At 62.2% G+C, this 26,163-nt stretch carries 28 protein-coding genes and 1 pseudogene; 21 read left to right on the forward strand and 8 right to left on the reverse strand.

Annotated features, from left to right (window positions below):
* Window positions 1–14: 14 nt before the first annotated feature.
* Entirely contained in the window at window positions 15–548 is a 534-nt protein-coding gene (locus AC1MEM_RS09275) for a hypothetical protein (protein ID WP_499476777.1), read from the reverse strand.
* 436 nt (window positions 549–984) lie between these two features.
* On the opposite strand from AC1MEM_RS09275, the gene flhB reads away from it, so the two are divergent.
* The 7 genes from flhB to AC1MEM_RS09310 all read left to right on the forward strand — a co-directional run bounded on the left by flhB (window position 985) and on the right by AC1MEM_RS09310 (window position 7,772).
* Complete coding sequence (gene flhB / locus AC1MEM_RS09280) at window positions 985–2,163, forward strand: flagellar biosynthesis protein FlhB (RefSeq protein ID WP_499476778.1); 1,179 nt, start codon at window positions 985–987, stop codon at window positions 2,161–2,163.
* The gene (gene flhA / locus AC1MEM_RS09285; protein WP_499476780.1) at window positions 2,160–4,265 is read left to right on the forward strand and encodes a flagellar biosynthesis protein FlhA; all 2,106 of its coding nucleotides are present in this window, start codon (window positions 2,160–2,162) and stop codon (window positions 4,263–4,265) included. The genes flhB and flhA overlap by 4 nt, the downstream gene beginning before the upstream one ends.
* 107 nt (window positions 4,266–4,372) lie before the next feature.
* Entirely contained in the window at window positions 4,373–5,419 is a 1,047-nt protein-coding gene (rfbB, locus tag AC1MEM_RS09290; protein ID WP_499476781.1) for a dTDP-glucose 4,6-dehydratase, read from the forward strand.
* Between the two features lie 9 nt (window positions 5,420–5,428).
* Window positions 5,429–5,641 (forward strand): sugar nucleotide-binding protein, encoded by a 213-nt coding sequence (locus tag AC1MEM_RS09295; protein WP_499476782.1) that lies wholly within the window; start codon window positions 5,429–5,431, stop codon window positions 5,639–5,641.
* Window positions 5,638–6,507 carry a glucose-1-phosphate thymidylyltransferase RfbA gene (gene rfbA, locus AC1MEM_RS09300; RefSeq protein WP_499477613.1) on the forward strand — a complete coding sequence of 290 codons (870 nt, stop codon included), beginning with the start codon at window positions 5,638–5,640 and terminating at the stop codon, window positions 6,505–6,507. Before AC1MEM_RS09295 ends, rfbA begins: the two co-directional genes overlap by 4 nt.
* 7 nt (window positions 6,508–6,514) lie before the next feature.
* Entirely contained in the window at window positions 6,515–7,066 is a 552-nt protein-coding gene (gene rfbC / locus AC1MEM_RS09305; protein ID WP_499476784.1) for a dTDP-4-dehydrorhamnose 3,5-epimerase, read from the forward strand.
* Between the two features lie 178 nt (window positions 7,067–7,244).
* Window positions 7,245–7,772, forward strand: coding sequence for an SRPBCC family protein (locus tag AC1MEM_RS09310; protein ID WP_499477614.1), 528 nt, complete (start codon window positions 7,245–7,247; stop codon window positions 7,770–7,772).
* Window positions 7,773–8,330: 558 nt separating this feature from the next.
* Here the strand turns inward: AC1MEM_RS09310 and AC1MEM_RS09315 are convergent.
* Window positions 8,331–8,807, reverse strand: a pseudogene (locus AC1MEM_RS09315) (transposase); the annotation flags it as partial.
* The gene (locus AC1MEM_RS09320) at window positions 8,776–8,928 is read right to left on the reverse strand and encodes a hypothetical protein (RefSeq protein WP_499476786.1); all 153 of its coding nucleotides are present in this window, start codon (window positions 8,926–8,928) and stop codon (window positions 8,776–8,778) included. The pseudogene AC1MEM_RS09315 and the gene AC1MEM_RS09320, both read right to left, overlap by 32 nt.
* A 484-nt stretch (window positions 8,929–9,412) precedes the next feature.
* Here AC1MEM_RS09320 and AC1MEM_RS09325 point away from each other — a divergent pair, with 484 nt between their 5' ends.
* From AC1MEM_RS09325 to AC1MEM_RS09355, 7 genes are all read left to right on the forward strand, one after another.
* Entirely contained in the window at window positions 9,413–10,579 is a 1,167-nt protein-coding gene (locus AC1MEM_RS09325) for a PEP-CTERM sorting domain-containing protein (RefSeq protein ID WP_499476787.1), read from the forward strand.
* 271 nt (window positions 10,580–10,850) lie between these two features.
* Entirely contained in the window at window positions 10,851–12,329 is a 1,479-nt protein-coding gene (gene flhF, locus AC1MEM_RS09330) for a flagellar biosynthesis GTPase FlhF (RefSeq protein WP_499476789.1), read from the forward strand.
* Window positions 12,322–13,179 carry a MinD/ParA family ATP-binding protein gene (locus AC1MEM_RS09335; RefSeq protein WP_499476791.1) on the forward strand — a complete coding sequence of 286 codons (858 nt, stop codon included), beginning with the start codon at window positions 12,322–12,324 and terminating at the stop codon, window positions 13,177–13,179. Before flhF ends, AC1MEM_RS09335 begins: the two co-directional genes overlap by 8 nt.
* A 16-nt stretch (window positions 13,180–13,195) precedes the next feature.
* The gene (locus AC1MEM_RS09340) at window positions 13,196–13,924 is read left to right on the forward strand and encodes an RNA polymerase sigma factor FliA (protein ID WP_499476793.1); all 729 of its coding nucleotides are present in this window, start codon (window positions 13,196–13,198) and stop codon (window positions 13,922–13,924) included.
* Complete coding sequence (locus AC1MEM_RS09345; protein WP_499476795.1) at window positions 13,906–14,649, forward strand: flagellar motor protein; 744 nt, start codon at window positions 13,906–13,908, stop codon at window positions 14,647–14,649. The genes AC1MEM_RS09340 and AC1MEM_RS09345 overlap by 19 nt, the downstream gene beginning before the upstream one ends.
* A 1-nt stretch (window position 14,650) precedes the next feature.
* Window positions 14,651–15,382: a flagellar motor protein MotD gene (gene motD / locus AC1MEM_RS09350; RefSeq protein ID WP_499476796.1), complete on the forward strand. Its 732-nt coding sequence runs from the start codon at window positions 14,651–14,653 to the stop codon at window positions 15,380–15,382.
* A gap of 228 nt (window positions 15,383–15,610) precedes the next feature.
* Window positions 15,611–16,102 (forward strand): hypothetical protein, encoded by a 492-nt coding sequence (locus AC1MEM_RS09355; RefSeq protein ID WP_499476797.1) that lies wholly within the window; start codon window positions 15,611–15,613, stop codon window positions 16,100–16,102.
* Window positions 16,103–16,153: 51 nt separating this feature from the next.
* Here the strand turns inward: AC1MEM_RS09355 and AC1MEM_RS09360 are convergent, their stop codons facing one another.
* The 5 genes from AC1MEM_RS09360 to flgA form a co-directional block, all read right to left on the reverse strand.
* The gene (locus AC1MEM_RS09360) at window positions 16,154–17,254 is read right to left on the reverse strand and encodes a M35 family metalloendopeptidase (RefSeq protein WP_499476798.1); all 1,101 of its coding nucleotides are present in this window, start codon (window positions 17,252–17,254) and stop codon (window positions 16,154–16,156) included.
* Between the two features lie 216 nt (window positions 17,255–17,470).
* Window positions 17,471–18,505, reverse strand: coding sequence for a M35 family metalloendopeptidase (locus AC1MEM_RS09365; RefSeq protein ID WP_499476800.1), 1,035 nt, complete (start codon window positions 18,503–18,505; stop codon window positions 17,471–17,473).
* A gap of 371 nt (window positions 18,506–18,876) precedes the next feature.
* Window positions 18,877–19,344: a flagella synthesis protein FlgN gene (locus tag AC1MEM_RS09370; protein WP_499476801.1), complete on the reverse strand. Its 468-nt coding sequence runs from the start codon at window positions 19,342–19,344 to the stop codon at window positions 18,877–18,879.
* 7 nt (window positions 19,345–19,351) lie between these two features.
* A complete protein-coding gene (flgM, locus tag AC1MEM_RS09375; RefSeq protein ID WP_499476803.1) occupies window positions 19,352–19,657 on the reverse strand; it encodes a flagellar biosynthesis anti-sigma factor FlgM in 306 nt (101 codons plus the stop codon).
* Between the two features lie 146 nt (window positions 19,658–19,803).
* Window positions 19,804–20,499 carry a flagellar basal body P-ring formation chaperone FlgA gene (flgA, locus tag AC1MEM_RS09380; RefSeq protein WP_499476805.1) on the reverse strand — a complete coding sequence of 232 codons (696 nt, stop codon included), beginning with the start codon at window positions 20,497–20,499 and terminating at the stop codon, window positions 19,804–19,806.
* 160 nt (window positions 20,500–20,659) lie between these two features.
* Here flgA and flgB point away from each other — a divergent pair, with 160 nt between their 5' ends.
* The 7 genes from flgB to AC1MEM_RS09415 all read left to right on the forward strand — a co-directional run bounded on the left by flgB (window position 20,660) and on the right by AC1MEM_RS09415 (window position 26,156).
* Window positions 20,660–21,082 carry a flagellar basal body rod protein FlgB gene (flgB, locus tag AC1MEM_RS09385; RefSeq protein ID WP_499476806.1) on the forward strand — a complete coding sequence of 141 codons (423 nt, stop codon included), beginning with the start codon at window positions 20,660–20,662 and terminating at the stop codon, window positions 21,080–21,082.
* 5 nt (window positions 21,083–21,087) lie between these two features.
* On the forward strand, window positions 21,088–21,489 hold the full coding sequence (gene flgC / locus AC1MEM_RS09390; protein WP_499476807.1) for a flagellar basal body rod protein FlgC: 402 nt from the start codon (window positions 21,088–21,090) through the stop codon (window positions 21,487–21,489).
* 18 nt (window positions 21,490–21,507) lie between these two features.
* Window positions 21,508–22,203: a flagellar hook assembly protein FlgD gene (locus AC1MEM_RS09395; protein WP_499476808.1), complete on the forward strand. Its 696-nt coding sequence runs from the start codon at window positions 21,508–21,510 to the stop codon at window positions 22,201–22,203.
* Between the two features lie 37 nt (window positions 22,204–22,240).
* Window positions 22,241–23,770: a flagellar hook protein FlgE gene (locus tag AC1MEM_RS09400; RefSeq protein WP_499476809.1), complete on the forward strand. Its 1,530-nt coding sequence runs from the start codon at window positions 22,241–22,243 to the stop codon at window positions 23,768–23,770.
* A gap of 143 nt (window positions 23,771–23,913) precedes the next feature.
* Window positions 23,914–24,654: a flagellar basal-body rod protein FlgF gene (gene flgF / locus AC1MEM_RS09405; RefSeq protein ID WP_499476810.1), complete on the forward strand. Its 741-nt coding sequence runs from the start codon at window positions 23,914–23,916 to the stop codon at window positions 24,652–24,654.
* 75 nt (window positions 24,655–24,729) lie between these two features.
* A complete protein-coding gene (flgG, locus tag AC1MEM_RS09410) occupies window positions 24,730–25,512 on the forward strand; it encodes a flagellar basal-body rod protein FlgG (RefSeq protein WP_499476812.1) in 783 nt (260 codons plus the stop codon).
* On the forward strand, window positions 25,509–26,156 hold the full coding sequence (locus AC1MEM_RS09415; RefSeq protein WP_499476814.1) for a flagellar basal body L-ring protein FlgH: 648 nt from the start codon (window positions 25,509–25,511) through the stop codon (window positions 26,154–26,156). Before flgG ends, AC1MEM_RS09415 begins: the two co-directional genes overlap by 4 nt.
* Window positions 26,157–26,163 lie beyond the last annotated feature (7 nt).

A 26,163-nucleotide genomic window follows, 5' to 3' on the forward strand; every position in this document is an offset into this window, starting at 1 on the left:
AGCCTGGCGGCGCCTTACAGCGACATCCTGAGCATCAGAAGCACGATATTGCCCGTCGCCTTGCGCATCGACAGATGCGGCACATAGGTTGCCACCAGCTGCGCATTCGGCGTGCCGATCGAGGCCACCGGCAGGAGGGCGGGGAAGGGGCGGCCGCCGTACCAGTCGTAACGGCGGATCACCAGGCCCGTCAGGCCCACGCCGACCTCGAGTTTTTTCGACACCACCGGGAACATCCACTGATAGGCATAGCCCGCCATCCATTGCGGGCGGTTGTTCGAATCGCGGATGATCACCCCGTACACCGACTCGTCGTTGCCGCTCTCGTTACGCAGCGTGCGCCCGAGGCCGCCGCCCCAGGTATTCTCGTTCATCTTGTCGAGCTGCTTGCGGGTGTAGGTATCGCGGTCGTGGTAGGCGTAGCCGGACATGTAGATATCCCAGTGGTCAGCGCGCGGTATTTTCGCTTCCTCGGCGGCCGCCCGCTGAAACGGGTTCTCCGGCATGACCAGCGTGTCGGCGGCCCTCGACTGGCAGGAAAACGTCATGCCGGCCAAGAGAATTTGTGCAAAGCAGCAATTTCTTAATTGGAAAACGACAGCCATGGAGACCCCCGATGACAGTGACATGATCGAACCAAGGAGCCGGCATCGCTGCCAGTGCTCGTAGAACATCCCTGCCAGCAATTATTTCCTTTGCGAATCAATCACGTAGGCGGTCCGGACTGTTGCTGACGATTTAATTGTAGAGTGAGTATGCACAGTGCTTAGAACAATTGATAGCGATTTTCACAACAATTCATAGTGTTGCTAAGCAGCAAAAATCGCCGCCGGAGAGTTCCTTTTGTGAAACTTCATGCTTCGCGGAAGTCGAATTAACCCCGCTTTCTCTCCCTGTTCCGAGTATGGCCCTACGGCAATACCAGCGATAATCCTGTCCTGCATGGCGGTTTGCACGATGTAGCGACGAACAGGGGAGCGGGAGATGGCGGGAGACAGCGACGCGGAAAAGACAGAAGACGCAAGCCCCAGGAGACTGGAAAAGGCGCGCGAGGAAGGCGACGTTCCGCGCTCGCGCGAGCTCGCGACCTTTGCCGTCCTGATGACCGCCGGCGCCGGCCTCTGGATGACCGGCGGCAACCTGGCCGGCCACCTGTCGGCCATGCTCGCGTCCAGCCTCAGCCTGAACCGCGAACAGATCTACAACCCGACCGTCCTGATCGAGCGCATCGCGAACGATATCGGCGGCGTCCTGCTGGCCTGCCTGCCGCTGGCCTGCGCCATCATGCTGGTCGCCCTGGCGGCTCCGCTCGCGATCGGCGGCTTCAACTTCAGTTCCAAGGCCTTCATGCCGAACTTCATGAAGCTGAACCCGATGACGGGCATCGGCAACATGTTCTCCACGAATTCCCTGATCGAGCTGCTGAAGGCGATCGCCAAGACGGTGCTGGTGGGCAGCGTCGCCTGGCTCGTCGTCATGAGCGAGAAGGAAGCCGTGATCGGGCTGGCCGTCGAGCCGCTCGGCGCCGGCACCGGCCACCTGGCCGACCTGCTGGCGCACGCTTTCCTGATCATCGTCGGCTCGCTGGGCGTGGTCGCCCTGATCGACGCCCCGTACCAGCTCTGGCACTACAGCAACAAGCTCAAGATGACGCGCCAGGAAATGATCCAGGAATCGAAGGAATCGGACGGCAATCCCCAGATCAAAGGGAAGATTCGCCAGATGCAGCGACAAATGGCGCGTAACCGCATGATGCAGAATGTGCCTACTGCTGACGTCGTGGTGACCAACCCGACCCACTATGCGGTGGCCTTGAAATACACGGACGGCCAGGGCGGCGCACCGCGGGTGGTGGCCAAGGGCGCCGACGAAGTCGCGGCCAAGATCCGGGAAATGGCGCGCGAGCACAAGGTCGCGCTGCTGGAAGCCCCGGCCCTGGCCCGAGCCCTGTACAAGCACACCGAGATCGACGACGAGATTCCCGAGAAGCTGTACTCGGCGGTGGCCGAAGTGCTGGCCTATGTCTTCCAGCTGCGTAACTACAGCAAGGCCGGCGGCCACTATCCGGATCGTCCGACCAAGCTGCCGGTGCCGCCGGAGATGGACCCGCTGAACCCTGCATCGCAAGTTAAACCCGACACGAATAACGGAGCCGTTGAATGAATAGTCTGAGACTGCCTGCCTGGATGAGCGGAATCGGTGCCCGGGGCAATGCCCTGGCCGCGCCGATCCTGATCATCCTGCTGCTGGCGATGATGATCCTGCCGCTGCCGGCCTTCATCCTCGACCTGTTCTTCAGCTTCAATATCGCGCTGTCCGTGATCGTGCTGCTGACCGCGCTGTATACGGTCAAGCCGCTCGACTTCATGGCATTCCCGGCGATCTTGCTGGTGTCGACCATGCTGCGCCTGTCGCTCAACGTGGCCTCGACCCGTATTGTGCTCACCGAAGGCCACACCGGCGGCGCGGCGGCCGGTAAAGTCATCGAAGCCTTCGGCCACTTCCTGATCGGCGGCAACTACACGGTCGGTATCGTCGTGTTCGTGATTCTCACCATCATCAACTTCACCGTCGTCACCAAGGGTGCGGGCCGGATCGCCGAAGTCGGCGCGCGCTTCGCCCTCGATGCGATGCCTGGTAAACAGATGGCGATCGACGCCGACCTGAACGCCGGCATGATCACCGAGCCGGAAGCGCGCAAGCGCCGTACGGAAGTGGCGCAGGAAGCCGAATTCTACGGCGCCATGGACGGTGCCTCGAAATACGTCAAGGGTGACGCCGTGGCCGGCATCATGGTCACGCTGATCAACGTCATCGGCGGCCTGATCGTCGGCGTGGTGCAGCACGACATGGGCGTGGGCGAAGCCGCCAAGACCTACACGCTGCTGGCCATCGGTGACGGCCTGGTGGCGCAGATTCCTTCATTGATCATCTCGATCGCGGCCGGTATGGTCGTCTCGCGCGTGGCCAACGAGCAGGACATCGGCGGCCAGATGATCGGCCAGCTGTTCGCCAAACCGGAGGTGCTCTACATCACCGGCGGCATCATCGCCGGCATGGGCATGATCCCGGGCATGCCGAACCTCGTTTTCCTGCTGCTGGGCGGCGTGCTGGGCGGCAGCGGCTACCTGCTGGCCAAGCGTGCCCGCAACGCACCGCAGCGCGAAGCGGAAGCGGCCGCGGGCGAAGCAGCCTCGACTGCGGAGCGTGCGGCATCGAGCGAGACTGAAGAAGCGACCTGGCAGGACATCATGCCGGTCGACACGCTGGGCCTGGAAGTGGGCTACCGCCTGATTCCGCTGGTCGACAAGGGGCAGGGCGGAGAACTGCTCAAGCGCATCAAGGGCATTCGTAAAAAATTCGCCCAGGAAGTCGGCTTCCTGGCGCCGCCCGTGCACATCCGCGACAACCTGGAACTGAAACCGTCCGCCTACCGCATCACCCTGAAAGGCGTGGAAGTGGGCAGCGGCGAAGCGATCAACGGCCAGTTCCTGGCGATCAATCCGGGCATGGCCAGCGGCACGCTGCCGGGCCAGGCGACGACCGATCCGGCCTTTGGTTTGCCGGCCGTGTGGATCGATTCAAGCATGCGCGACGAGGCGCAGAACCTGGGCTATACGGTGGTCGACGCCGGCACGGTGGTGGCGACCCACCTGAACCATCTGATCACGACCCACGCCTCGGAACTGCTGGGCCGCATGGAAGTGCAGGCGCTGCTCGATCACCTGGGCAAGGAAACGCCGAAGCTGGTGGAAGACCTGGTGCCGAAAGTCGTGTCGCTGGCGACGCTGCAAAAGGTGTTGCAGAACCTCCTGATCGAAGGCGTCCACATCCGCGACATGCGCACCATCATCGAGACGCTGTCCGAGCACACCGGTGTGCAGGACCCGGGCGAGCTGACGGCGCTGGTGCGTATTGCACTGGGCCGGGCGATCGTGCAGCAACTGTTCCCGGGTACCAACGAGCTGTCGGTGATGACCCTGGATAACCGTCTCGAGCGGCTGCTGATGCAGGCGCTGGGTGCGGGCGGCGACGGCACCGGCATCGAGCCGGGCCTGGCCGACACCATCGCCCAGCAGGCGCACAACGCGGCGCAGCAGCAGGAAGCGATGGGCCACACGCCGGTGCTGCTGGTGCCGGGGCCGCTGCGCGTGCTGCTGTCGCGTTTCCTGCGGCGGGCGCTGCCGCAGCTGAAGGTCTTGTCGCATTCGGAGATTCCGGAGACCAAGACGATTCGTGTGACCAGCCTGGTGGGCGCGCAGTAAGGCTGTCTGGAGACTGTCTGTCGGCCCTGCGTTTATACTCCTGATTTACTGCCGGGCGGCGGCATGGGTGCCGCTTGCCCGGATGGGCAGGTCTTGAGGAGTGGTGGATGATTTTGGTAACCGGCGGGGCAGGATTCATCGGCTCGAACTTCGTGCGCGATTGGCTGGCGCAGTCGAGCGAACCCGTCCTGAACCTCGACAAGCTGACCTATGCGGGCAACCTCGACAGCCTGGCCGGGTTGCGCGACAGGCCCGAACATCTTTTCGTACGGGGCGATATCGGTGACCGTGCGCTCGTCGCGCATCTCCTGGCCAGTCACCGGCCGCGCGCGATCATCCATTTCGCCGCCGAGAGCCACGTCGACAACAGCATCGACGGGCCGGAAGACTTCATCCAGACCAACGTGCTTGGCACTTTCCAGTTATTGGAAGCTGCGCGCCCGTATCACGCCACTCTGCCGGAGCCGGAGCGAAGCAGCTTCCGTTTCCTCCACGTATCCACCGACGAGGTCTACGGCTCATTGCTTGACAAGGACCCGCCATTTCGGGAAACGAACCGCTACGCACCGAATAGTCCTTACTCAGCCAGCAAGGCGGCCAGCGACCATCTGGTGCGCGCCTGGCACGCCACCTATGGCTTGCCGGTCCTGACCACGCATTGCTCCAACAATTACGGGCCCTGCCAGTTCCCGGAAAAGCTGATACCCCTGTGCATCGAGCGCGCGCTGGCGGGAGAGGGCTTGCCGGTCTACGGAGACGGCCAGCAGGTACGCGACTGGCTGTATGTGACGGATCACTGCGCGGCCCTGCGCAGCGTCCTCGCCGGCGGGCCTGTGGGCGAGGTCTACAATATCGGCGGCGGCAATGAGCGCACCAACCTGGCTGTCGTCGAGGCGCTGTGCGATATTCTCGATGACCTGCGGCCGCGCGCCGATGGTGTCTCTTACCGTGAGCAAATCCGCTTCGTGGAAGACCGGCCAGGGCACGACCGCCGCTATGCCGTCGATGCGGGTAAACTCGCCGCCGCGACCGGGTGGCAGCCGTCGGAAAGTTTCGAGACCGGACTCCGGAAAACCGTGCAATGGTATCTGGAAAACCGCGCTTGGGTGGACAGGATCGCCGACGGCAGCTACCGGCAGCTGGTCCGTATGTAGCATGAGCATATGAAGATTCTTCTGACAGGACGGGACGGGCAACTTGGATTCGATCTGCAGCGCGCGCTGGCGCCGCTCGGTGAGGTCCTTGCACCGGGGCGTGCCGTGCTTGACCTGGCGGACGAGGCGGCGTTGCGCGCCCTGGTGCGGGATGTCCCGTGGGAGGAGGGCGTCAAACATGTTCTGCAGCAGATTTTGGAAAGTGAGCCATGTTCCCGGTGAAACGCAAGAGCATTGTCCTGGCTGGCGGAAGCGGTAGCCGCCTGTACCCGGTGACCCAGGTGATCAGCAAGCAGCTGATGCCGGTATATGGCAGGCCAATGATCTATTACCCGCTGAGCGTGCTGATGCTGAGCGGCATTCGCGAGGTACTGGTCATCACTACCCCCCACGACCTGCCGCTATTCGCCCAATTGCTGGGCGATGGCAGCCGTTGGGGCATGGACATTCGCTATGCCGAACAAGCGAATCCGGATGGTCTGGCGCAAGCCTTCATCCTCGGCAGGGACTTTATCAACGGGGCGCCCAGTGCCCTCGTGTTGGGAGACAACATCTTCTATGGCCATGACCTGGTCAGGCAGCTTGCTGCAGCGGATGCGCGGCTGGACGCCGCCACTGTGTTCGCCTATCACGTGAGCAATCCCGAGCGCTACGGCGTGATCGAGTTCGACGGGGAACAACGTCCCGTCAGCATCGAGGAAAAGCCGGCGCTGCCGAAATCGAGCTATGCCGTTACCGGACTGTACTTTTACGATCACCAGGCGTGCGACCTCGCAGCCGAGCTCCGGCCTTCGGCGAGGGGCGAGCTCGAGATTACCGACCTGAACCGGCGCTACCTCGAGCTTGGGCGCCTGGACGTGGAGATCATGGGACGCGGCTATGCATGGCTCGACACAGGCACCCACGATAGCCTGCTGGAAGCGGCCAGCTTCATCGCCACCCTGCAGAAACGCCAAGGCCTGCAAGTTGCCTGCCCTGAAGAAATTGCGTATCGCCAGGGCTGGATCGATGCCGCCGCCCTGGAGGCGCTCGCGGCGCCCCTGGCCATGAATGGCTACGGGCGTTACCTGCTCAGTATCCTCAAATGAGCCGCCCATGCCACTGAATGTCATACCGACCGCCATTCCCGGCGTACTGGTACTGGTCCCGCAAGTCTTCGAGGACGCCCGCGGCTTCTTTTCCGAAAGCTTCAACCTGCGCGAATTCGCGGTGGCGACCGGAATCCATACGCCTTTTGTACAGGACAACCACAGCCTGTCGCAGCGCGGCGTGCTGCGCGGCCTGCATTACCAGGTCCAGCATCCACAGGGCAAACTGATCAGGGTAATCGAAGGCAGCGTGTTCGATGTCGCGGTCGACCTGCGCCGCTCCTCGCCGACCTTCGGGAAATGGGTGGGCGAAGTGCTGAGCGCCGACAACCATCGCCAGATGTGGATACCGCCGGGCTTCGCCCATGGCTTCGTCGTGCTCGGCGAGCGCGCCCAGTGCCTGTATAAAACGACCGATTACTGGTATCCGGAATGCGAGCGCAGCGTGCGGTGGAATGATCCCGACATCGGCATCGATTGGCCGATCGCGTTCACGCCGCTGCTGGCGGACAAGGATGCGAACGCGCAGGCTTTGCGTGCGGTGGAAACCTTCGATTAAGAAGGACCGCTTCGGCTTTCATGTTGACCGCCTCGCGTCATCCCGAAAGCCTCGGTATTAGCGGCTAAAATGTGTGCATTGAAACTTCCCTGACGTCACGACACTCAACGCCATGTTTTCCAGGTCAAACCGGGTTCTGCCAAATCTTCCGCTTGCCCTTGGCGCACTTGTATTGCTCATGATCGTCCCCACGCGTGAAGGCGCCGCCCAGGGGAACGACGACATCAGGGTGAGTGTGGAACGCGAGGGAGACGTTGTCAGGGTACGGGCGGATTTTGCCGTGCCAGTCGGCGCATCGCAAGCGTTCGCCGTCCTCACCGACTACGATCACATGCGTGATTTTTTGCCGGATGTGGTGGAGAGCAAGGTCATCCAGCGATCACCGGCCAGACTGCTGGTCTCCCAGTCCGCGCGAATGAAGCTGGGGGTTTTTTCCTTACCGGTTGAATCCGTTCGGCAGGTCGACCTGGAGCCGCCGTACAAGCTTGTTTCGCACGCGATATCCGGCACTGTCAGCAAGGCGGAGGTCACGACAACCTTAGTGGAAGCCCACGGCAAGACGCTGGTGACCTATGAGAGCGAGGCTGCATTGAACAGTTGGCTACCGACCGGCCTTGGGACGAGTTTCATTGTCGCGCACATTCGGGAGCAACTGACGCATATGCGTGCGGAGATGCTGCGCCGGCGATTGTCTGCTGCACAGTAGAAGCGTCCGCAGTCGAAAGTGGATTGTGCACGAGGTCCGCTTTTGGTCCGGTTAGATGGGAAAAACACTCGATCTTACCAAAACCGTCGCAGACTTGCCGTGGCCAAAATGTTTCATTTTGGATATAATGTTTTATTAAGTGCACATTATTTGGTGACAGCACGGGCGGCGGGCGAGTATCAAACTGAGTTTCTTTCATGCACCAGCGTAAGCCTTCAGGCGCCGGTCGGTAATTGGAAGAGGATCAACCCTCTGCAACCGGCTTTCTGCTTTCTGCTTTTTGCCTCTTCCTTCTTCCTCTATACATATTGACATGAGTAACATCAGCAATTTTGGCGAAATCGACGACTTCAGCAACGCGAACGAGACCTGCGAATCGCAATCGAAAGAGTGCCCAGTATCTACCAATGCCTACCCTTTCCTGGGTGCGACGCTAATCTTGTTGAGCGCAGCGCTGAGCTGCGGCGGGGTATATTATTGGCTTGCGAGCTGATAACGACCTCCCAGATCAGGTGCAGCGTGGTACGCGCCAGGCCATGGAACAGCACCTGCCCATCTGTGCCGAGTAACCGGCTTACCGAGATTTCTGGGCGTTTTCGACGCCTTGGTAGCCAGCGTCGCCAAACGCTGTAGACTCGTTGCCATGCAACAACGTGCCAGTTTGTGTTACGTCGGAAACGTTGTTCGCAGTGCCGATGACTGTGTGTACAAGACCTGATGTAGCGTTCACGCTCACGGGTGCCTTTATGGGGGAATGCCAATCGTTTCCCTTTGTCGACTGGTGCATTTCCGGACCGCGTTCTGCATTCTTGCTCTTGATCTTGATCTTGGTCGACGGGCGAGCGGCGATCAGCGTGGCGTCGACAATCATCTCCCGCGCGTCATCAAACCTTTTTCGGCGAGGTGGACTGTTGACGGTGCCGACGTTCTTCCTCGTCAGGCCATTGGCTTCGAGCAGTGCCAAAATTTCAAGAGTGTCATCGCGTCGGGCGGAGCCTCTCGATTAAGGTCGATGGCGACGAATCGACGAATCGACGAATCGACGAATCGACGAATCGACGAATCGACGGATCGATGCCCATTCGTCGATCAGCGCACCGTCGGCGGTGAAGTCCTCGTTCGACACCAGCTTTTGCCGTTCGGCGGTGCGCAGCACCTTGGGCGAAGAATTTCTGCGTCACCTCGCTGACGTGATGTCCTCATCCATACAGTGCAGCACGCCATCGACTAGCACCCGTAGTTTGCGCAGCGGATGATTGTCTGCAATTCGTCCTTCCGGGGTGCGGTAGCTGTACATGGAATGTCGAACTTGCGTATGGATCCGCGAAAAGTTGCTTTCTTATCACAGCGTATACTCAGGGCCCGCGATTGACCTGGTCTGCAACACCTCTGATAAAGACATTAAAAGCCGCAGGACACAAACTTTCCTAAATAAAACATTCGGTAAGGATCTGAGAACGACAATTTACTGTCGGAATTTTTTACACCGATTCAAAAATTAGGTTATTGGAAATTTAATTTCCTTAAAGATCATAATGTTGCGCATTTGGCACAGTAGTTGCTTTATCTTAATTATCATCACCGAAAGAAATCTTGGTGTAGTGCCAGGATAAAAGAGTGAAATTAACGAAAGGTCCAAAATGTCGCAAAAATCCTTCAACGCTGCAGTTCTCTCAACCCTTACCGCCTTCCTGATTGTGCCCGCAAGTGCGCATGCGTCCATACTAACGTCGACTCAAAGCTTTACCGTGCCAAAGGCAACCGCTCCGTCGCTGACTGGTACCGGAACAAAAAACGTGACGACCAGCGCAAGCACGGCGTTCAACAAGTTCAATGCCAGCAACGGTGTACTGACCGGTGTCACCATTGGTGCGGCAACGAAAGCGAACGGCAGCAACCAAAACAACAGTGTTACCGTCACGTACGATAAAAATACATCAAGTGGCACCACGACCAGCAGCGTCCAAAGCACAATCGGACTCACTGCTGTGGGTGCAAGCAACAGTGCCAACTCGACGAGCTCAGCTTCGGTAACTTGCCAAAATAATTCACGCTTCTTTAAGTCGGCGCAGTGCGGCGACGGCGACTGGGCGTCGACATCCTCTGACAAAACTACCAAGAAAAGCAGCTCTGGTGCGCTAGCCAGTGGCGTCTCGGCCTCAGTCGCCGCTGGTAGCCTGAACGCCTACGTTGGCAGCGGAAAGGTCAACGTTAATGAGTCGCTCACGCTCAACTCCAGCAATTCCGGCGCAATCGGGCAAGCCACGGTGACCACCACGGCGAATGCCAATTGGGTCGGCGATGTTACCCTCAGCTATATCTATCAGGACCACGCCGCCGCAGCCTTTGGCGGGTTCGCCGACACGACGCTGAATCTGGATTTCGGCTCCTTCTACCTGGGCGATCAAGCAGGCGGCCTCGGCTTTTCGCTGGCCAATCTGTTCGGCGACCGTGTTGCATTGAGCCTGACCGGATTTACCGAGACCGGCGACATCGGCAACCAGTTTGGAACCAATCTGATGAAGTTCGACAATCTTGCGGCTGGCAACAGCAAGCAATTTGAAGCTGATTTCCTGGCGAATACTGTGGGCAAGTACAACGCCACCTATCTGCTGAGCTTCGCTGACTATGCACCGCAAGCGGCGTCGAGCACGCTGCACTCCGGGTCGACACTGACCCTGAACCTGTCCGGTGAAGTTCTTGCAAAGCAGACAGTTCCCACTGATGTACCGGAGCCGGCATCGCTGATGCTGCTGGCCTTGGGCACTGTTGCCCTCGGCGTGAGCCGCAAACGCCGCCAGCGCTGATCGGCATTGCCGGAGCCGCTGACGCAGTCGTTCCGGACACGGTAGCAATCGCCAGCGAAATGGGCCGTCAGGCCCATTTTCCTGGCCGATCAGCGTGGAGTGTCAATAGTGTCGCCACCCTGGGGACACGAGTCCACGCACTTTAATTCGAATTAACCCACTTTCCCCATCCTTTTCCCCCGATGCTTGCTTCACGGCATCGTCAATAATCTATCCCATAGACCGGCTGCGTCCGCCGGTACCAATCGAATAGTGCAGTGCGGAGAATAAGATGAATGTGAAGAAATTTACAGCGGCAACATCCCGGGAAGCCTTGCGCAAGGTGCGCGATGCGCTGGGCCCTGACGCCGTCATCCTCTCGAACCGTCCTGTCGACGGCGTGGTCGAAATCCTGGCGCTCGACAACGACGACGTCGCTTCGCTGTCGGCCCCCGCACCCGGCTCCGACATGGCCCAGCCGCAGCCGCGCCTCGACCTGAATGCCTTCGAGCCGGACGCGCCTGCCTTCGTGAACCGCCGCAGCGCCGCGCCCGCCGTCGCCACGCCCGAACAGATCTACGCCAGCCGCCGCGCACCGCAGCCGGAGCCGGAATTCGCCGCCGCCTTCGCCGGCCGCTCGCTGTCGGCCCGCACTGCGCCGGAAGCCGACTACGAGGCCGACTACAAAGGCGAACACAGCTACGCCAACCGCCGCGCGCCGCAGCCGGAACCCGCTTTCGACATGGCCGCGATGACCTCGATGATGTCGGCCGCCATCTCCCAGGCCAAGGAATCGGCCGCCGCCGAGATGAGCGGCATGATGAGCGAGCTGCGCGCCATGCGCGGCATGATGGAAAGCCAGCTGGCCGAACTCTCCTGGAGCGGTACCCAGGCACGCGAGCCGCAAAAGGCCGTCGTGCTGCGCGAGATGCTGGCCGCCGGCTTTTCGGCCTCGCTGTCGCGCTACCTGATCGACAAGATGCCGGCGAATAAGGACGCCACCGAGGCGATGCGCTGGATCAAAACCGTGCTCGCCCGTAACCTGACCACGATGGCCGACGAAGACACGCTGCTCGACAAGGGCGGCGTGTTCGCGCTGGTTGGCCCGACCGGCGTCGGCAAGACCACCACCACCGCCAAGCTGGCCGCGCGCTGCGTCATGCGCCACGGCCCGGAAAAGCTGGCGCTGATCACCACCGACGCCTACCGTATCGGCGGCCATGAGCAACTGCGCATCTACGGCAAGATCCTGGGCGTGATGGTGCACTCGGTGAAGGATGAGGCCGACCTGCGCATTGCGTTGAAAGAGCTCAAGAACAAGCACACCGTTCTCATTGACACCATCGGCATGTCGCAGCGCGACCAGATGGTCACCGAACAGGTCGCCATGCTGCAAGGCTCGGGCGCCGACGTGAAACGCCTGCTGTGCCTGAACGCCACGTCGACCAACGAAACCCTGGCCGAAGTCGTGCGCGCCTACCAGGGCAGCGGCCTGCACGGCTGCATCATGACCAAGCTCGACGAAGCCGCCTCGATCGGCAACGTGCTCGACGTCGTGATTCGCCAGAAACTGAACCTGCACTACATCTCGAACGGCCAGCGCGTGCCGGAAGACCTGCACCTGGCCGACCGCGCGATGCTGGTCGACCGCGCCTTCCGCAGCCGCCGCGACGCGGCCAACGCTTTCGAGGATGCCGACCTGCCCCTGATGATGGCCGGCACCGGTAGCCTGAACAAGGACGAGAGCCTGCGCGAGGTGCGCCTTGGCTAGTTTCGATTTCGACCAGGCCGAGGGCCTGCGCCGGATGCTGGCCGGCCCCCAGCCACGCATCGTCACGTTTTTATCCGCTACCCCGAGCGACGACAAGGGCGCGATGCTGGTGAACCTGGGCGCCTCGCTGGTCCGCAGCGGCAACGACGTGCTGATCGTCGACGCCTGCCAGCGCGAGTACGGCGTCGCACGCCGCCTCGAGATGGAGCGCCACATCAGCCTGCTGCAGGTGGCGCGCCAGGAATGCGCGCTGAACCAAGTGGTGCAGCTGGCTCCCCAGGGTTTCAATGTGGCGCTGCTGGCGCGCGACAGCGAAGCGCCGGCCACCGGCAGCCATGAAGCACGGCGCCTGGCCAAGGCCTTCGATGTACTGGTGAAAAAGCAGGGCGGCATCGTCATCGTCGATGGCGAACTGAACCGCGAGGGCGGCTTCGCCGTGCCGTTGCTGGCCGACTCCGAAATCGTCGTGCAGGTCTCGACCAGTGCCACCTCGATCACGAATGCGTATGGCCTCATCAAACGCCTGGCCCAGGAATTCGGGCGGCGTCCGTTCGGCATCCTGGTCACGGGTGCCAGCGAGGCCGAGGCGAAAGTGGTTTACGATAATATGTCGGCAGCAGCAAGTCGTTACCTTGCAGTAACGTTGAATTCGATGGGCTCGGTGCCGGCCGACGAATACCTGCATCGCGCCGCGCGTCTCGGACGCTCGGTGGTCGATGCCTTCCCGATGGCCGGGGCCTCGGTGGCCTTCCGCGAGCTGGCTGGACGCTTTGCGATGCCGCGCATGACGTGCGAATTGCGCGAATTGCGCGATTTGCGTCAAGGCGGCGGTGCCCGTTTTGGTTTCTAAGAAAAAAAGCACAAGCATGTATACCGTCAAAGGGAAAGCGGACAAGAACCATTTGCTCACCGAGCACGCCCCGCTCGTGAAGCGCCTCGCGCACCAGATGAAGGCGAAGCTGCCGCCGTCGGTCGAGGTGGACGACCTGATCCAGGCCGGCATGATGGGCCTGCTCGATGCCATCAACCGCTACGAAGACAACCACGGCGCCCAGTTCGAAACCTATGCCGTGCTGCGCATCCGCGGCGCCATGGTCGACGAATTGCGCAGCAACGACTGGATGCCGCGCAGCACGCGTTCGACCATGAAGAAGGTCGAGACCGCGATGACGAAGCTGCAGCAGCAACTGGGGCGTCCACCGACCGAGCTCGAGGTGGCGAAATCGCTCGACGTCTCGCTTTCGGACTACCAGGAAATGCTGTTCGAAGGCGGCGGCCACCAGCTGGTCTATTACGAAGATTTCCACGATGAAGACGGCAACGACAGCTTCCTCGACCGCTATGCCGTGGACGAGGACGACCCGCTGCGCGCGCTGCTCGACACCGACTTCCGCCAGGCGGTGATCGAGGCCATCGACGGCTTGCCGCCGCGCGAGAAGATCCTGATGGGCCTGTATTACGAAGAAGAACTGAACTTGAAGGAAATCGGTGCGGTGCTCGGCGTGTCCGAGTCGCGCGTGTCGCAATTGCACACGCAAGCCGTGGCCCGCCTGCGCGCTTCGCTCAAGGAAAAGCTGTGGACTTCGCCAGCCTGATCGGCCTGGGCCTGGCCCTGGCCGGTCTCATCGTCGGGCATACGCTCGACGGCGGGCGCTTTGCCTCCCTCATCCAGCCGGCCGCGTTTGCGATCGTGGTGGTCGGCACCTTCGGCGCCGTGCTGCTGCAATCGGAAGCACGGAGCTTCCGGCGCGGCATGCGCATGCTGCGCTGGGTGTTTTTCCCCCCTGCCAGCCGGCGCCAGCCCCTGTCGCGGGAAATCGCGCTGTGGAGCCATACGGCACGGCGCGACGGCCTGCTCTCGCTCGAACAGTACATGGCGACGCCCGATGCCTTCGTGCAGAAGGGCCTGCGCCTGGTGGTGGACGGCATCACGCCGGAAAAAATCCGCGGCTTGCTGGAAACGGAAGTCACCGCCTTCGAATTCGCCGAGCGCCAGGCCGCGCGCATCTGGGAATCCGCCGCCGGCTACGCGCCGACCATCGGCATCCTGGGCGCGGTACTTGGCCTGATCCACGTGATGGAAAACCTGTCCGATCCGTCGCGCCTGGGCTCCGGTATCGCGGTGGCGTTTGTCTCGACCGTGTACGGCGTCGGGCTGGCGAACCTGTTCTTCCTGCCGGTCGGTAACAAGCTGAAGGCGATCGTGTCGGACCAGGTCGCCCAGTATGAGATCCTGCTCGAAGTCTTCCACGACCTGGCCAGCGGCAACCACACGCGCGTGGTCGAGGAGCGCGTGGCCAGCCTGCTGGCGAAGCGCTGAGATGGCTCGCCGGCGCTACGACGACGAAGACCACACGCGCGAGAGCCACGAGCGCTGGCTGATTTCCTACGCCGATTTTATTACGCTGCTGTTCGCCTTTTTCGTCGTGATGTACGCCATTTCCGTCGTCAATGTCGGCAAGTACAAGGTGTTGTCGGACGCGCTGGGCGACGCCTTTGGCGGCAAGCCCGCCGTGCCGCAAGCCAGCAGCACCATCGAACAACTTCCCCTGACTAACCTCATTGCCCGCAAGCGCGCCGAGGCCGTGCGGCGCGAACGCGAGCGGCTCGATACCCTGGCGCGCGAGCTGAACGCCTCGCTGGCGCCGCTGGTGAAAAACGGGCAGGTGCGCGTGACCCAGACCGCGCGCGGCGTGACGGTCGAGATCAATGCCAAAGTCCTGTTCGACGAAGGGCAGGCCGCGCTGGGCGGCGAGGCGCGCGCCACGCTGGGATCGGTAGCCACCTTGCTGCGCAACGATCCGCATGCGATCCAGGTCGAGGGACATACCGACAATCAGCCGATTGCGAACTCCGCGTTTCCCTCGAACTGGGAATTGTCGAGCGTGCGCGCGAGCAGCGTGGTGCGGCTGTTTATCGAAGGCGGGGTGGCGGAAGGGCGGCTGACGGCGTTGGGGCATGGGGCGAATCTGCCCGTGGCGCCAAATACGGACGAGGCGGGCAGAGCGCGCAACCGGCGCGTGGCGGTGACGATATTGGCCGCGGGTCAGTGAAATAAAATTTCATTTCGGCCGTACGGGTGAAATAAAGTTTCACGTAGGGTGGACTCCCGAGTCCACGCGTTGCGGCACCTCCGAGTCGAAACGTGTCCGTCAGTCTTGATGTTTCGATCCGCAGCCGCCGAACGCGTGGACTCGGGAGTCCACCCTACGTAATCCGCCCCCCTTGGCTTTTCCACGCTGGGCCCGCACAATGGTCACCACAACCATATGGAGCTGACAATGCAGCGCAGATCGATCCTGCTGGCCGCCCTGGGCGCCGCCAGCCTCCTGCCCCTTCTTGCGGGCGCCGCCGGAGAACCCACCGTGGACGTCAAGCACCGCATCGAGATCGCCACGCCACCCGGCAAGGTGCTGGTCGAGCTGACGTTTACGAACCAGGGCAAGGCCACGGTCTGGATTCCGCGCGAACTGGCGGCGGAGAAGGAATTGACGGGGCCGCGCTTCGACGTGCGCGACGCCGGCGGGCGGCCGGTTGCCTATACGGGCAAAATGGTCAAGCGCGCCGCGCTCACCAGCGCGGACTACCAGCCGCTCGAGCCCGGCAAGATGCTGATGAATACGATCGACATCACCCACACCTACGCCTTCGCCAAAGGCCGCCACAACTACAACATCGGCTACACCGGGCCGGTGCTGGCTGACATCAAGCAACTCGACAAGCCGGTGGAGTTTGAAGCCAGGCCGGTCTCGTTCATTTCCAACCTCAAATAAAAAACCGGGCCGGCAGGATCAACCCTGCCGGCCCGGTTTTTTGGCGCGAGCTTAGTTCAATGCCGGCGTGTTCTCGCCGAAATACTCGTGCGAGTCGGCATTGTCGATCGCCGCGTCGGGATCGCTGAGCGCCAGGCTGGCGGCGCCGCTCTGGCCATACACGTGGTCGTCGGTGCCGGCCGTGACGTTGAAGTGGCTCATTTCATGCACCAGGGTGCCGCCCTTCGAATCGGTGCCCGTCATCGGCGCCGTCCAGAAGGCCTTGCAGACGTAGATGCGGTAGGGCTGGGTCGGGTACACGTAGGCGTAGTAGCTCTGCTTGCAGCTGCAGTCGACCACGACCGGCTTGGTGTCGAACGCATCCTTGATCGCCGTGAAGTGGGACTTGACCGTGCTCTGGCGGGTCGCCGTGACGGCGCCGAACCACTTGGTGTAGCGCGGACCCATCGTGGCATTTGCCATGTAGCTGACGCCGCTGCCGGACATCGTCTTCGCGGCCGAGATCGCCGAGGAGATCGTGCTCTGCTGCGAGGCCGTGCACGACGCGTAACTCAGGCCGGCCGGCCCGGTCGTGGTGCCGCCGCCCTGCTTGAGCGCCTGCATGATCGAGGAGTCCGAACCGCGCGGCAGGCGGCCTTCGATGTAGAACGAGGCGGCGTCCGATTGCAGCTCGCCCATATCGTGGGCGTTGGCCGCGGCGGCGCTGGCGCGGCCATTGGTCGCCAGGAACAGGTCGGGCGAGGCCGTGCGGTAGCGGATCGCATAGTCGCCGCTGACGCTCATGTCGTACAGCGACGACAACTCCACCTTCACCGTGTGCGAGGCCCCCGGTTTCAGGACGTAGTAATCAGCTTGGGTCGGTTTGCCGCGCTTGATCATGGCGCCGGTGTAGGCGACCCTGGCGCCGTCGCGCGTGATGTCGAACAGCGGCGCGGACAGCCCCTCGAAGGGCGTGCGGGCCTTGAGCACGTACTGCGGGGTGGACGAGGTGTTGGTCAGGGTCACGTTGACATAGACATCGTCGCTCGGGCCATGCACGGCCTTCTCGGGGGCGACCGTCACTTTCACCCCGTTCGACCCTGCCTGCGCGCCGACGGCGACGCCGAGTGCTGCGATACCGACTACCGACTTCCAGATGCTGTTCCTGCTCATGTGTACTCTCCGTATGGTTTGTCGTGGCCCTATTGGCCCTTCTTGTGACAAGTCCTCGTCCAAAAACTTGACTTCAATCTAACGAAAACTCAGCCCCATACTGCTGAATTCACGCACCGAGAGCAATGCAAATTGGATGTTTGTGGCATTGGTGAGCAAAAAAGTCACAATGATGTAATTTCTTTACGTTGTGCTGGATTTCTTTTATCAAGCGTGCTAACGCGTATAGACAACCCGCCCTTCATTCAGCGGCGGCGAATTTTCTCCGAAGTATTCATGCGAATCGGCGTTGTTGATCGCACGTTCCGGCGCCGTGCGCGCCATCTCGGCCGCGCCTTGCTGGCCGTACACATGGTCGTCGGTACCGGCCACGACATCGAAGTGGCTCATCTCGTGCAGCAGGGTGCCGCCCTTCGAATCCGTACCGGTCAGGGGCGCGGTCCAGAAGGCGTTGCAGACATAGATCGTGTAGGGCTGCGCCGGATAAACGTAGGCAAAATAATCCTCGTCGCAGCCGCAATCGACTTTGACCGGCTTCGTTTCGAAGGCGTCCTTGATGGCCGTGAAATGCTGGTTGACGGTCGCCTGGCGCGCCGCGTCGAGGGCGCCGAACCAGTTGGTGTAGCGCTGGGCCTGTTCCTTGCCGCTCGTCAGGTAGCCCAGGCCGTTGGCCGCCATCGCGCCGCCGGCCGCGAGGGCGCCGGCGATCGTGTCCTGCTGGGGGTTCGAGCAATTCGCGTAGCCCAGGCTGCCGCCTTCCGTCGCGGCCAGCGCGGGCAGGCTGGTGCCGCGCGGCAAGCGGCCCTCGATGAAGAAGACGGCCGTGTTGGAGACGAGGCCGCCGCTTGCCAGGATCGACACCGGTCCCGCGCCGCGGTAGCGCACGGCGTAGGCGCCGGTCGCGGCCATGTCGTAGGCGCGCGATAATTCGACCTGCGCGCTACGGGTTTCTCCGGGCGCCAGAAGCAGCATATCGGCGTCGGTCGGCGGCGCGCGTTTCACTTCGCGCCCGAGGTAGCGCACCGGCTGGCCGTCGCGCGTGATCTCGAACAGCGCGCCCTCGACCGGGCCGAAGGGCGTGCGGCCTTTCGCGATGCGTTCCGGCGCGGCGCCGGTATTGGCGAGCGTCACCGTGACGACGACCTCGTCGCGCTTGCCGAGCGAGGCTTGTTCGGGCGTGATGGTGACCACGATGGCGGCGTGGGCGGGCAGGGCGGCGAGCAGCAGGGTGGCAAGGGCAATGCGGTGCATGGTTTCCTCCGTCGGGTAATGACAATCAGGAATACTGTCCGCTTGTGAAGACGGTGGCGCTTGCGCTGAAGCAAGCTCTTGTAGGGTGGGCGCCCCCGCGCCCACGCGGTTACGTACGTCACCGTCAGTCCGTTGCAGGGATGCACCGCTCGCAAAGCATCCGTCAGTCGTTAGCGATTCGGTTGCGTGTGCGAGCGATCATTCGCAGCAGCGGGCCAAAAGGAGACGCCCGTACCGCGTGGGCGCGGGGCGCCCACCCTACAAAAGCGTTGCATCGACGGGCGTCGGCCACAGCCACATCAGGGCCACCGCGACCGCCACAAACAACAACGGCCGCATCAGCGGCCGTCATCGAAAGAGAAGGGTAGTACTCAACCAACCACGAAGCGCCGCGACGGCGCAGTGCCGAAGGTCTGCCCCTTGGCGCCGTACAGCGTCGATTCCGGCGCCGAGGTCGGCGTGCGCAAGGCAGTGAGCACGGTCTGGTTGTGCGCCATCTGGCGGTTGATCAGCATGCCGTTGACGCGGTTCAGTTCCTTGGCGTCGGCGGTCAGCGCCAGCAGTTGCGACCACGCAGCACGGGCAGCATCGTCGCCCTGCGCCGCCAGCCACGGTTCCATGCCCGCTTCCGCGGCGCTGAAACCGGCACCGCCGAGCGCGGCATGGCGCTCGCGCGACAGCTGCGCCAGCTCCTGCACCAGCACCACCTTGCGTGGCGTCAGCCCGGCCAACCCGTCCGCGTCCGCCGCCACCAGGAACTGCTGTTCCTGCTTCATCAATTCGACCAGCGCGGCAATGCGCTCGTGTTCTGCGGTGAGGGTGGCGTTCGGACGGGTCATGGATCGCTTATCGGTTGCGTGAGTGGAGCAGGTCGCGCACGGTATCGAGCAAACCGTCCGCGATCTTTTCGGAATTGACTGAGAACTGCCCATCGGCAATTGCCAACTTAATGCGTTCAACTTTCTTGGCGTCGAAGACCTGGGTCGAGCCCGAGGTGCCGCTGGCCGCTTGCGCCTGCGACGACAAACGGACGCTGTCGGTCTGCGCCGGGGTCGCCGTCGCCGCGGCCTTCTCGGCCTGCCTGGCGTTCGCCGCCGTGGTGTTCGTCAGCTGCTGGGCTTGCGCCCCTTTGAGGGTATCGTTAATTTTCACAGCATCATCCTTCTCTGTTCGGAGCAGGAACTCCGGGATCTGCAGTGTGTAACGGCTGTTTGCCGTCAAACTTTAGCGCGGATCGCGAATCAAAGAAGTTTTTTATTATCTGTCTCTCAAGCAACATTCGCCTGCCAGGCAGGGTTTTACAATGTCACCTCGACAATGCCGCCATTGCGCGCCGTACCGCTGATGATGGCCCCGCGCGGCGTGCGCACCTGCACCACCTGGCCCTCTGCGGCGTTGCCGATCGCCTTGCCTTCGCCCGAGACCGAAAAATTCGCGCCGTACGAGACGATGCGCACCGCCTGGTTCTGCTGCACCACCGGTTGCGATTTCAGCGAATCGAGCCGCAGCGGCGTTCCGGCCGGCAGCGACACCGTCGGCGTACGGCCGATCGCCTGCGCCATGTCGGTGATGATTCCGTTCGGCATGGCCGCGATATCGCCCTGCATGGTCGCCAGCTGGCTGGCGTCGATCGCCTGTCCCTGGGCCAGTGGCACGGCGGCCGTCACGTAATCGGCGACAACGCTCACCTGCGCCTGCAGGAACATCGACCACACGGGCGCCGTGCAGCGCACGCCCACCGTGGTCTTGCCCCAGGGGCGGGCGCCCGGCTGCTGGAAGGCTTCCGGCGCCGGGCAGGCGGCCAGCGACAAGCGCGGGTCGACCGCGCCGACTTTCACCGTCACCTTGCCCGGCAGGCCGGCGCTTTGCGCCTGTAAAAATCCTTCGGCCAGCTTGCGCAGCGCGGCGCCGTCCTGCCGCGCACCGGCGGCCTGGGCCAGCGCCAGCGGACCGGCCAGCAACAACACAGTCAACAGCTTCGAATTCTTGAACATGGGAGGCAAGCCTTTTCGTAATGGCTGCCATCTTAGGCGCGTTGATGCCTCAGCGAAACTTTGAATAGCCGGGTATTGGGGGTCCTGATCCTTCGATTGGGCTTTGTTGCTCAAACGTATGATTCACGCTGTCCCAACAAGAAATCAGCCCGGAGGCGGCATGATCGGCAAACTCGACAACTACTTACGCTTCAACGAATCCGCGCTCTCCCTGCGAGCCCAGCGCCAGGAACTGATCGCGTCCAACATCGCGAATGCCGACACGCCCAACTTCAAGGCGCGCGACATCGACTTCGCCAGCGCCATGCAGGGCGCGCTCGCCAAAGCGAACCCGGCCGCGGCGAATCCGCTGGCGGCAACGAACAAGGGCCACATCCAGCCCGGAGCCGACGGCAAGGCGTTGCCCGACGGCACTCCGGTACTGTACCGCGGCCTGGTGCAGGGCTCGGTCGACGGCAACACGGTCGACATGGACGTCGAGCGCAACCAGTTTGCCGACAATGCGGTGCGCTACGAAGCCGGCATCACGATGATCAACCAACAGATCCGCAGCATGATGGCTGCGATCCAGAACGGTCAATAATAATCATGTCCCTCTTTAACATCTTCAACGTCTCCGGCTCGGCCATGAGCGCCCAGGCCCAGCGCCTGAACACCGTCGCCAGCAACCTCGCCAACGTCGACAGCGCAACGTCTTCCACGGGCGAAGCCTACCGCGCCAAGCAGGTCGTCTTCGAGGCGGTGCCGATGGCCACCGGCGGCACCGGCGTCAAGGTGAAGGAAGTCGTCAACGACCCGTCGCCGCTGAAGCAGGTCTACGACCCGAAGCACCCGATGGCCGACGAGAAGGGCTATGTGTCGATGCCGAACGTGAACCCGGTCGACGAAATGGTGAACATGCTGTCGGCCTCGCGCTCTTACCAGAACAACGTCGAAACGATGAATGCGGCCAAGAGCATGCTGATGAAAACCCTGACCCTGGGTCAATAATCCACTGAGCACTGAACCATGACCACCGTTAATTCCGCCGCCTCCGGCACCTCGATCAACGACCTGATGTCGACCATGAACGCCAAGAAGGCGGGCGCGACCGACAGCGTGCAGGCCGACACCGACAAGTTCATGACCTTGCTGGTTACCCAGCTCAAGAACCAGGACCCGCTGAACCCGCTCGACAACGCCCAGGTGACGAGCCAGCTGGCCCAGTTGCAGACCGTGACCGGCGTAAATAAACTCAACGACACGCTGGAAAGCCTGAAGTCGAGCTACCAGTCGAGCGAGGCAATGCAGGCGACCAATCTGATCGGTCATAGCGTTCTTATCGAAGGCAATACCTTGAACCTGACCAGCGGCAAGTCGGTATTTGGCATCGATCTTGCCACCGCGGCCGACAACGTGCAGGTGATCGTCACCGATCCGCGCACCGGCAAGGACATCGCTACCATCGATCTCGGCGCGGCGGAGGCAGGCTCGACTGCGCTTGCCTGGGACGGCAGCTCGGACGCGGCCGATGCGGCAGTGGTCGCCGATGGCGGCTACACCTTCCGTGTCGTTGCTCAGCGCGGCGGCCAGCCGCTGACCGACGTCAAGGGCTTGTCCCTCGACAGCGTTGCCAGCGTCAGCACCAATTCCAGGGACGGGGTGAAGGTCAACCTCGCGGGAAAGGGCGCCATCATGCTGCCCGACATCAAACAAGTACTCTGAGCCGAGCCGCTCATTTTAATCCTATCTGGAGAACTAAATGTCTTTTCAACAAGGTCTGAGCGGCTTGAACGGCGCTGCCAAATCCCTCGATGTCATCGGTAACAACATCGCCAACGCCAGTACAGTGGGTTTCAAAGGTTCGACCGCCCAGTTCGCCGACGTGTACGCGAGCTCGCTCAACGGTGCTGGCGGCATGACCGCCGGTATCGGCACCAAGGTTGCAAATATCGCCCAGCAATTCAACCAGGGCAATATTGAATCGTCCAATAACTCACTTGACGTGGCAATCAACGGCCAGGGGTTTTTTCGTACCGTTTCCTCAGGCATGGTCCAGTACACCCGTAATGGCCAGTTCTCGCTCGACAAAGACGGTTTCATGACCAATGCCCAGGGCGCCAAGCTGACCGGCTATGGCATCGGCCTGAATGGCGGGGTGCTCGCCGGCGCGCCGCTCCCGCTGCAGGTCAGGACCAGCGATCTTAAGCCGGTCTCGACCACGAAGGTCGGCATCGAAATGAACCTCGATTCGCGTACAGCGCCGCCGACGCTGCTGACTTTCGACGCGAGTGATCCGAATACCTACAACAAGCAGTCACCGCTCGACGTGTACGATTCACTGGGCAACCCTCACGTGCTGTCGACGTTTTACCGCAAGAACGAGGCAGGCACGTGGGACGTGTTCGCCGCCAACGATGGCATTGAAGTCACCCAGCTTGAGGTGGCCCAGGCCTCGCTCGGCGATGCCGGCGCCAGTGCTGCGCGCGCGGCCTGGGATGCTGCCCGGAAGGCCGTTCCGCCGGACGCCGTGGCCGTGGCCTCGCGTCTGGATGAGTATGCCACGGCCGCCTCGGCGGTGGTGGCCGCCGCCGCCGCGTCCCCGGTGCACGGCGCCGACCTGGCGGCTCAGAACGCGATCATCAAGGCCGGCACCGACGCGGCGGCGATCGCGGGCTCTACCCCGGACCTGGTCGACAAGGCCATCACGGCCGCAGTCAAGGTGGCCGCCCAGCCGGTCGGCAAGCTGGTTTTCGATGCCAACGGCGCGCTGAACGCAAGCGAGAGCACCGGGGGCGGAAAGTTCGGCTTGTCCCTGCCGATCTATCCATCCACCGGCTCCGCACCGACGCAGACGATGGAGCTGGCCTTTACCGGCACCACCCAGTATGGCACCGCGACTAGCGACAAGCGCCTGACCCAGGACGGCTACACGGCCGGGCACCTGCAGCGCTTCTCGATCGGCGAAGACGGCATCATCATGGGGCAATACAGCAACGGCCAGAGCCAGCCACTCGGACAGGTGGTGCTGGCCAATTTCGCCAATGTCAACGGGCTCGAACCGCTGGGCAACAACGCTTGGGCTGAATCGACCGATTCGGGGCTCCCGCTGGTCGGTGCGCCGGATTCAGGCAGTTTCGGCGTGTTGCAATCGTCGGCAGTCGAGTCCTCGAATGTCGATCTGACGGCCGAGCTGGTCAACATGATCACCGCCCAGCGCGTGTACCAGGCAAATGCGCAGACCATCAAGACGCAGGATTCGGTGTTGCAGACCCTGGTAAGCCTGCGTTAATCGAGGCCATAAAGCCGCGCGGATGATTGTCCGGCGGTGGACGCGTGGCTCGAGAGCCCACGCTACGACAAGCGGTTCGCCGCAGGGTATGCCCACGCGTTCAACCAACGACGGCGATCCCGCACGAATAAGAAGGAGTATGAATGGATCGCCTCATCTATACCGTCGCCTCCGGCGCCAAACATGTCCTCGAGCAGCAGGCGACGACGTCGAACAACCTGGCGAACTTGAACACGACGGGTTTTCGCGCGCAGTTGGATACTTTCCGCGCCGTGCCGGTGCAAAGCGAGGGCCTGCCGACGCGCGCCTTCGTTGTCAACAATACGGTCGGGGCCGATTTTACGTCCGGCCCACTGCAAATGACCGGGCGTGATCTGGACGTAGCGATCAAAGGCCAGGGTTGGATCGCAGTGCAAAATGCCGACGGCAGCGAGGCCTATACCCGCAACGGCGCCCTCGAGATGAGCCCGAATGGCGTTTTGATGACCGCCAGCGGTGCCACCATCATCGGCGATGGGGGACCGATCACCATCCCGCCTGACACGAACATCATGGTCGGGGGGGACGGCACCATCTCCACGATTACGCGCGCCGAACGTCCCGCCACGCCGGTCATCCTGGGTCGTATCAAGCTGGTCAATCCGCCCGAGCGGGACCTGGTGCGTAGCGATGATGGCCTGTTCCGCCTGAAAGACGGCAGCTCGGCCCAGCTGGACCCGGCAGTGCGCGTTGTCGGCGGCGCGCTGGAAGGCAGCAACGTGAATGCGGTCGATGCCATGGTGTCAATGATCGGCTTGGCACGTTCTTTCGAAACACAAATGAGCTTAATGAAGAACGCCGAGAATAACGCCGCGAAAGCCAGTCAGATCCTTGCTTTGAATTAAGTGTTTCTCCAGCATAATTCTATTGTGCATGGCGGCCCCTGGGTTGCCATCCCGTGCCGCCAATAGGAGAAACCCATGATTCGTTCGCTGTATATCGCCAAGACCGGCCTCGAGGCGCAGCAAACCAACCTCGACGTCATCACCAACAACCTCGCCAACGTCAGCACAAACGGCTTCAAGCGTTCGCGTGCGGTGTTCGAGGACCTTCTGTACCAGACCCAGCGTCAGCCTGGCGCCCAATCTTCGCAGCAAACCAATTTGCCCTCTGGCATGCAGCTCGGCACGGGGGTGCGCGCCGTCTCGACCGAGCGCATCTTCACCCAAGGCAACCCTCAGGAAACGGGCAACTCAAAGGACGTGATGATCAACGGCACCGGTTTCTTTTCGGTGCTGCTGCCGGACGGCACTCAGGCCTATACGCGCGACGGCTCCTTCCAGAGCGATGCCAACGGCGCCCTGGTCACGTCCAGCGGCTATCCGCTTCAGCCGCCGATTACGGTGCCGGCAAATGCCGAAAGCATCACTGTTGGCCGTGACGGCACGGTGTCGGTGAAAACCGCCGGGTCGACCGGCACTACCCAGATCGGCAACTTGCAGCTGATGACCTTCGTGAATCCGGCCGGACTGGAATCGAAGGGCGAGAACCTGTACCTTGAAACGACCGCCTCTGGCAACGCGAACGCGAACACCCCCGGGACCAACGGCGCCGGCGTGCTGATGCAGGGCTATGTCGAAACCTCGAACGTCAACGTGGTCGAGGAAATGGTCAACATGATCCAGACCCAGCGTGCCTACGAGATCAACAGCAAGGCGATCACGACTTCCGACCAGATGCTGCAGAAACTGGCCCAGCTATGAAAGCGCTTCTTTTCTCGATCATCCTGGCTGCCTTGGCGGGCTGCGCCGTCACCCCGAGCACCATCGTGCAGGAAACGCGCAGCGCGCGCCCGGCGCTGGCCGAGCTGGCGCCGCCGACGGATGGCGCCATCTACAACGCCAAGGCCTACCGTCCGATGTTCGAAGACCGCCGCGCGCGCCAGATCGGCGACCTCCTGACGATCAACATCGTCGAAAAGACCTCGGCCAACAAGGCCGGCAACAGCTCGGGCAACAAGACGGGCAGCGCCAGCTTTGGCCTGCCGGGCCCGCTGCAATCGAAACTGGGCGCGAACGTCGCCACCGAGGGCGGCATCAAGTTCGCCGATGGCGACAACCAGAGCGCCAGTAATGCCTTTACCGGCACTATTGGCGTGACCGTCACCGAGGTGCTTTCGAACGGCAACCTGATCGTCGCCGGCGAGAAGCAGGTCGCGATGAACAAGGGCATCGAGTTCATCCGCTTCTCCGGCATGGTCAGCCCCGACACGATCCAGAACGGGAATATCGTGTCCTCGACCCTGGTGGCCGACGCCCGCGTCGAATACCGCACCAACAGCCGTATCGACCGCGCCGAAGCCAATTCGATGATGTCGCGCTTCTTCCTGTCCCTGCTGCCGTTCTGATCGGAGT

Source organism: Telluria sp. AIW5, from assembly GCF_056680575.1.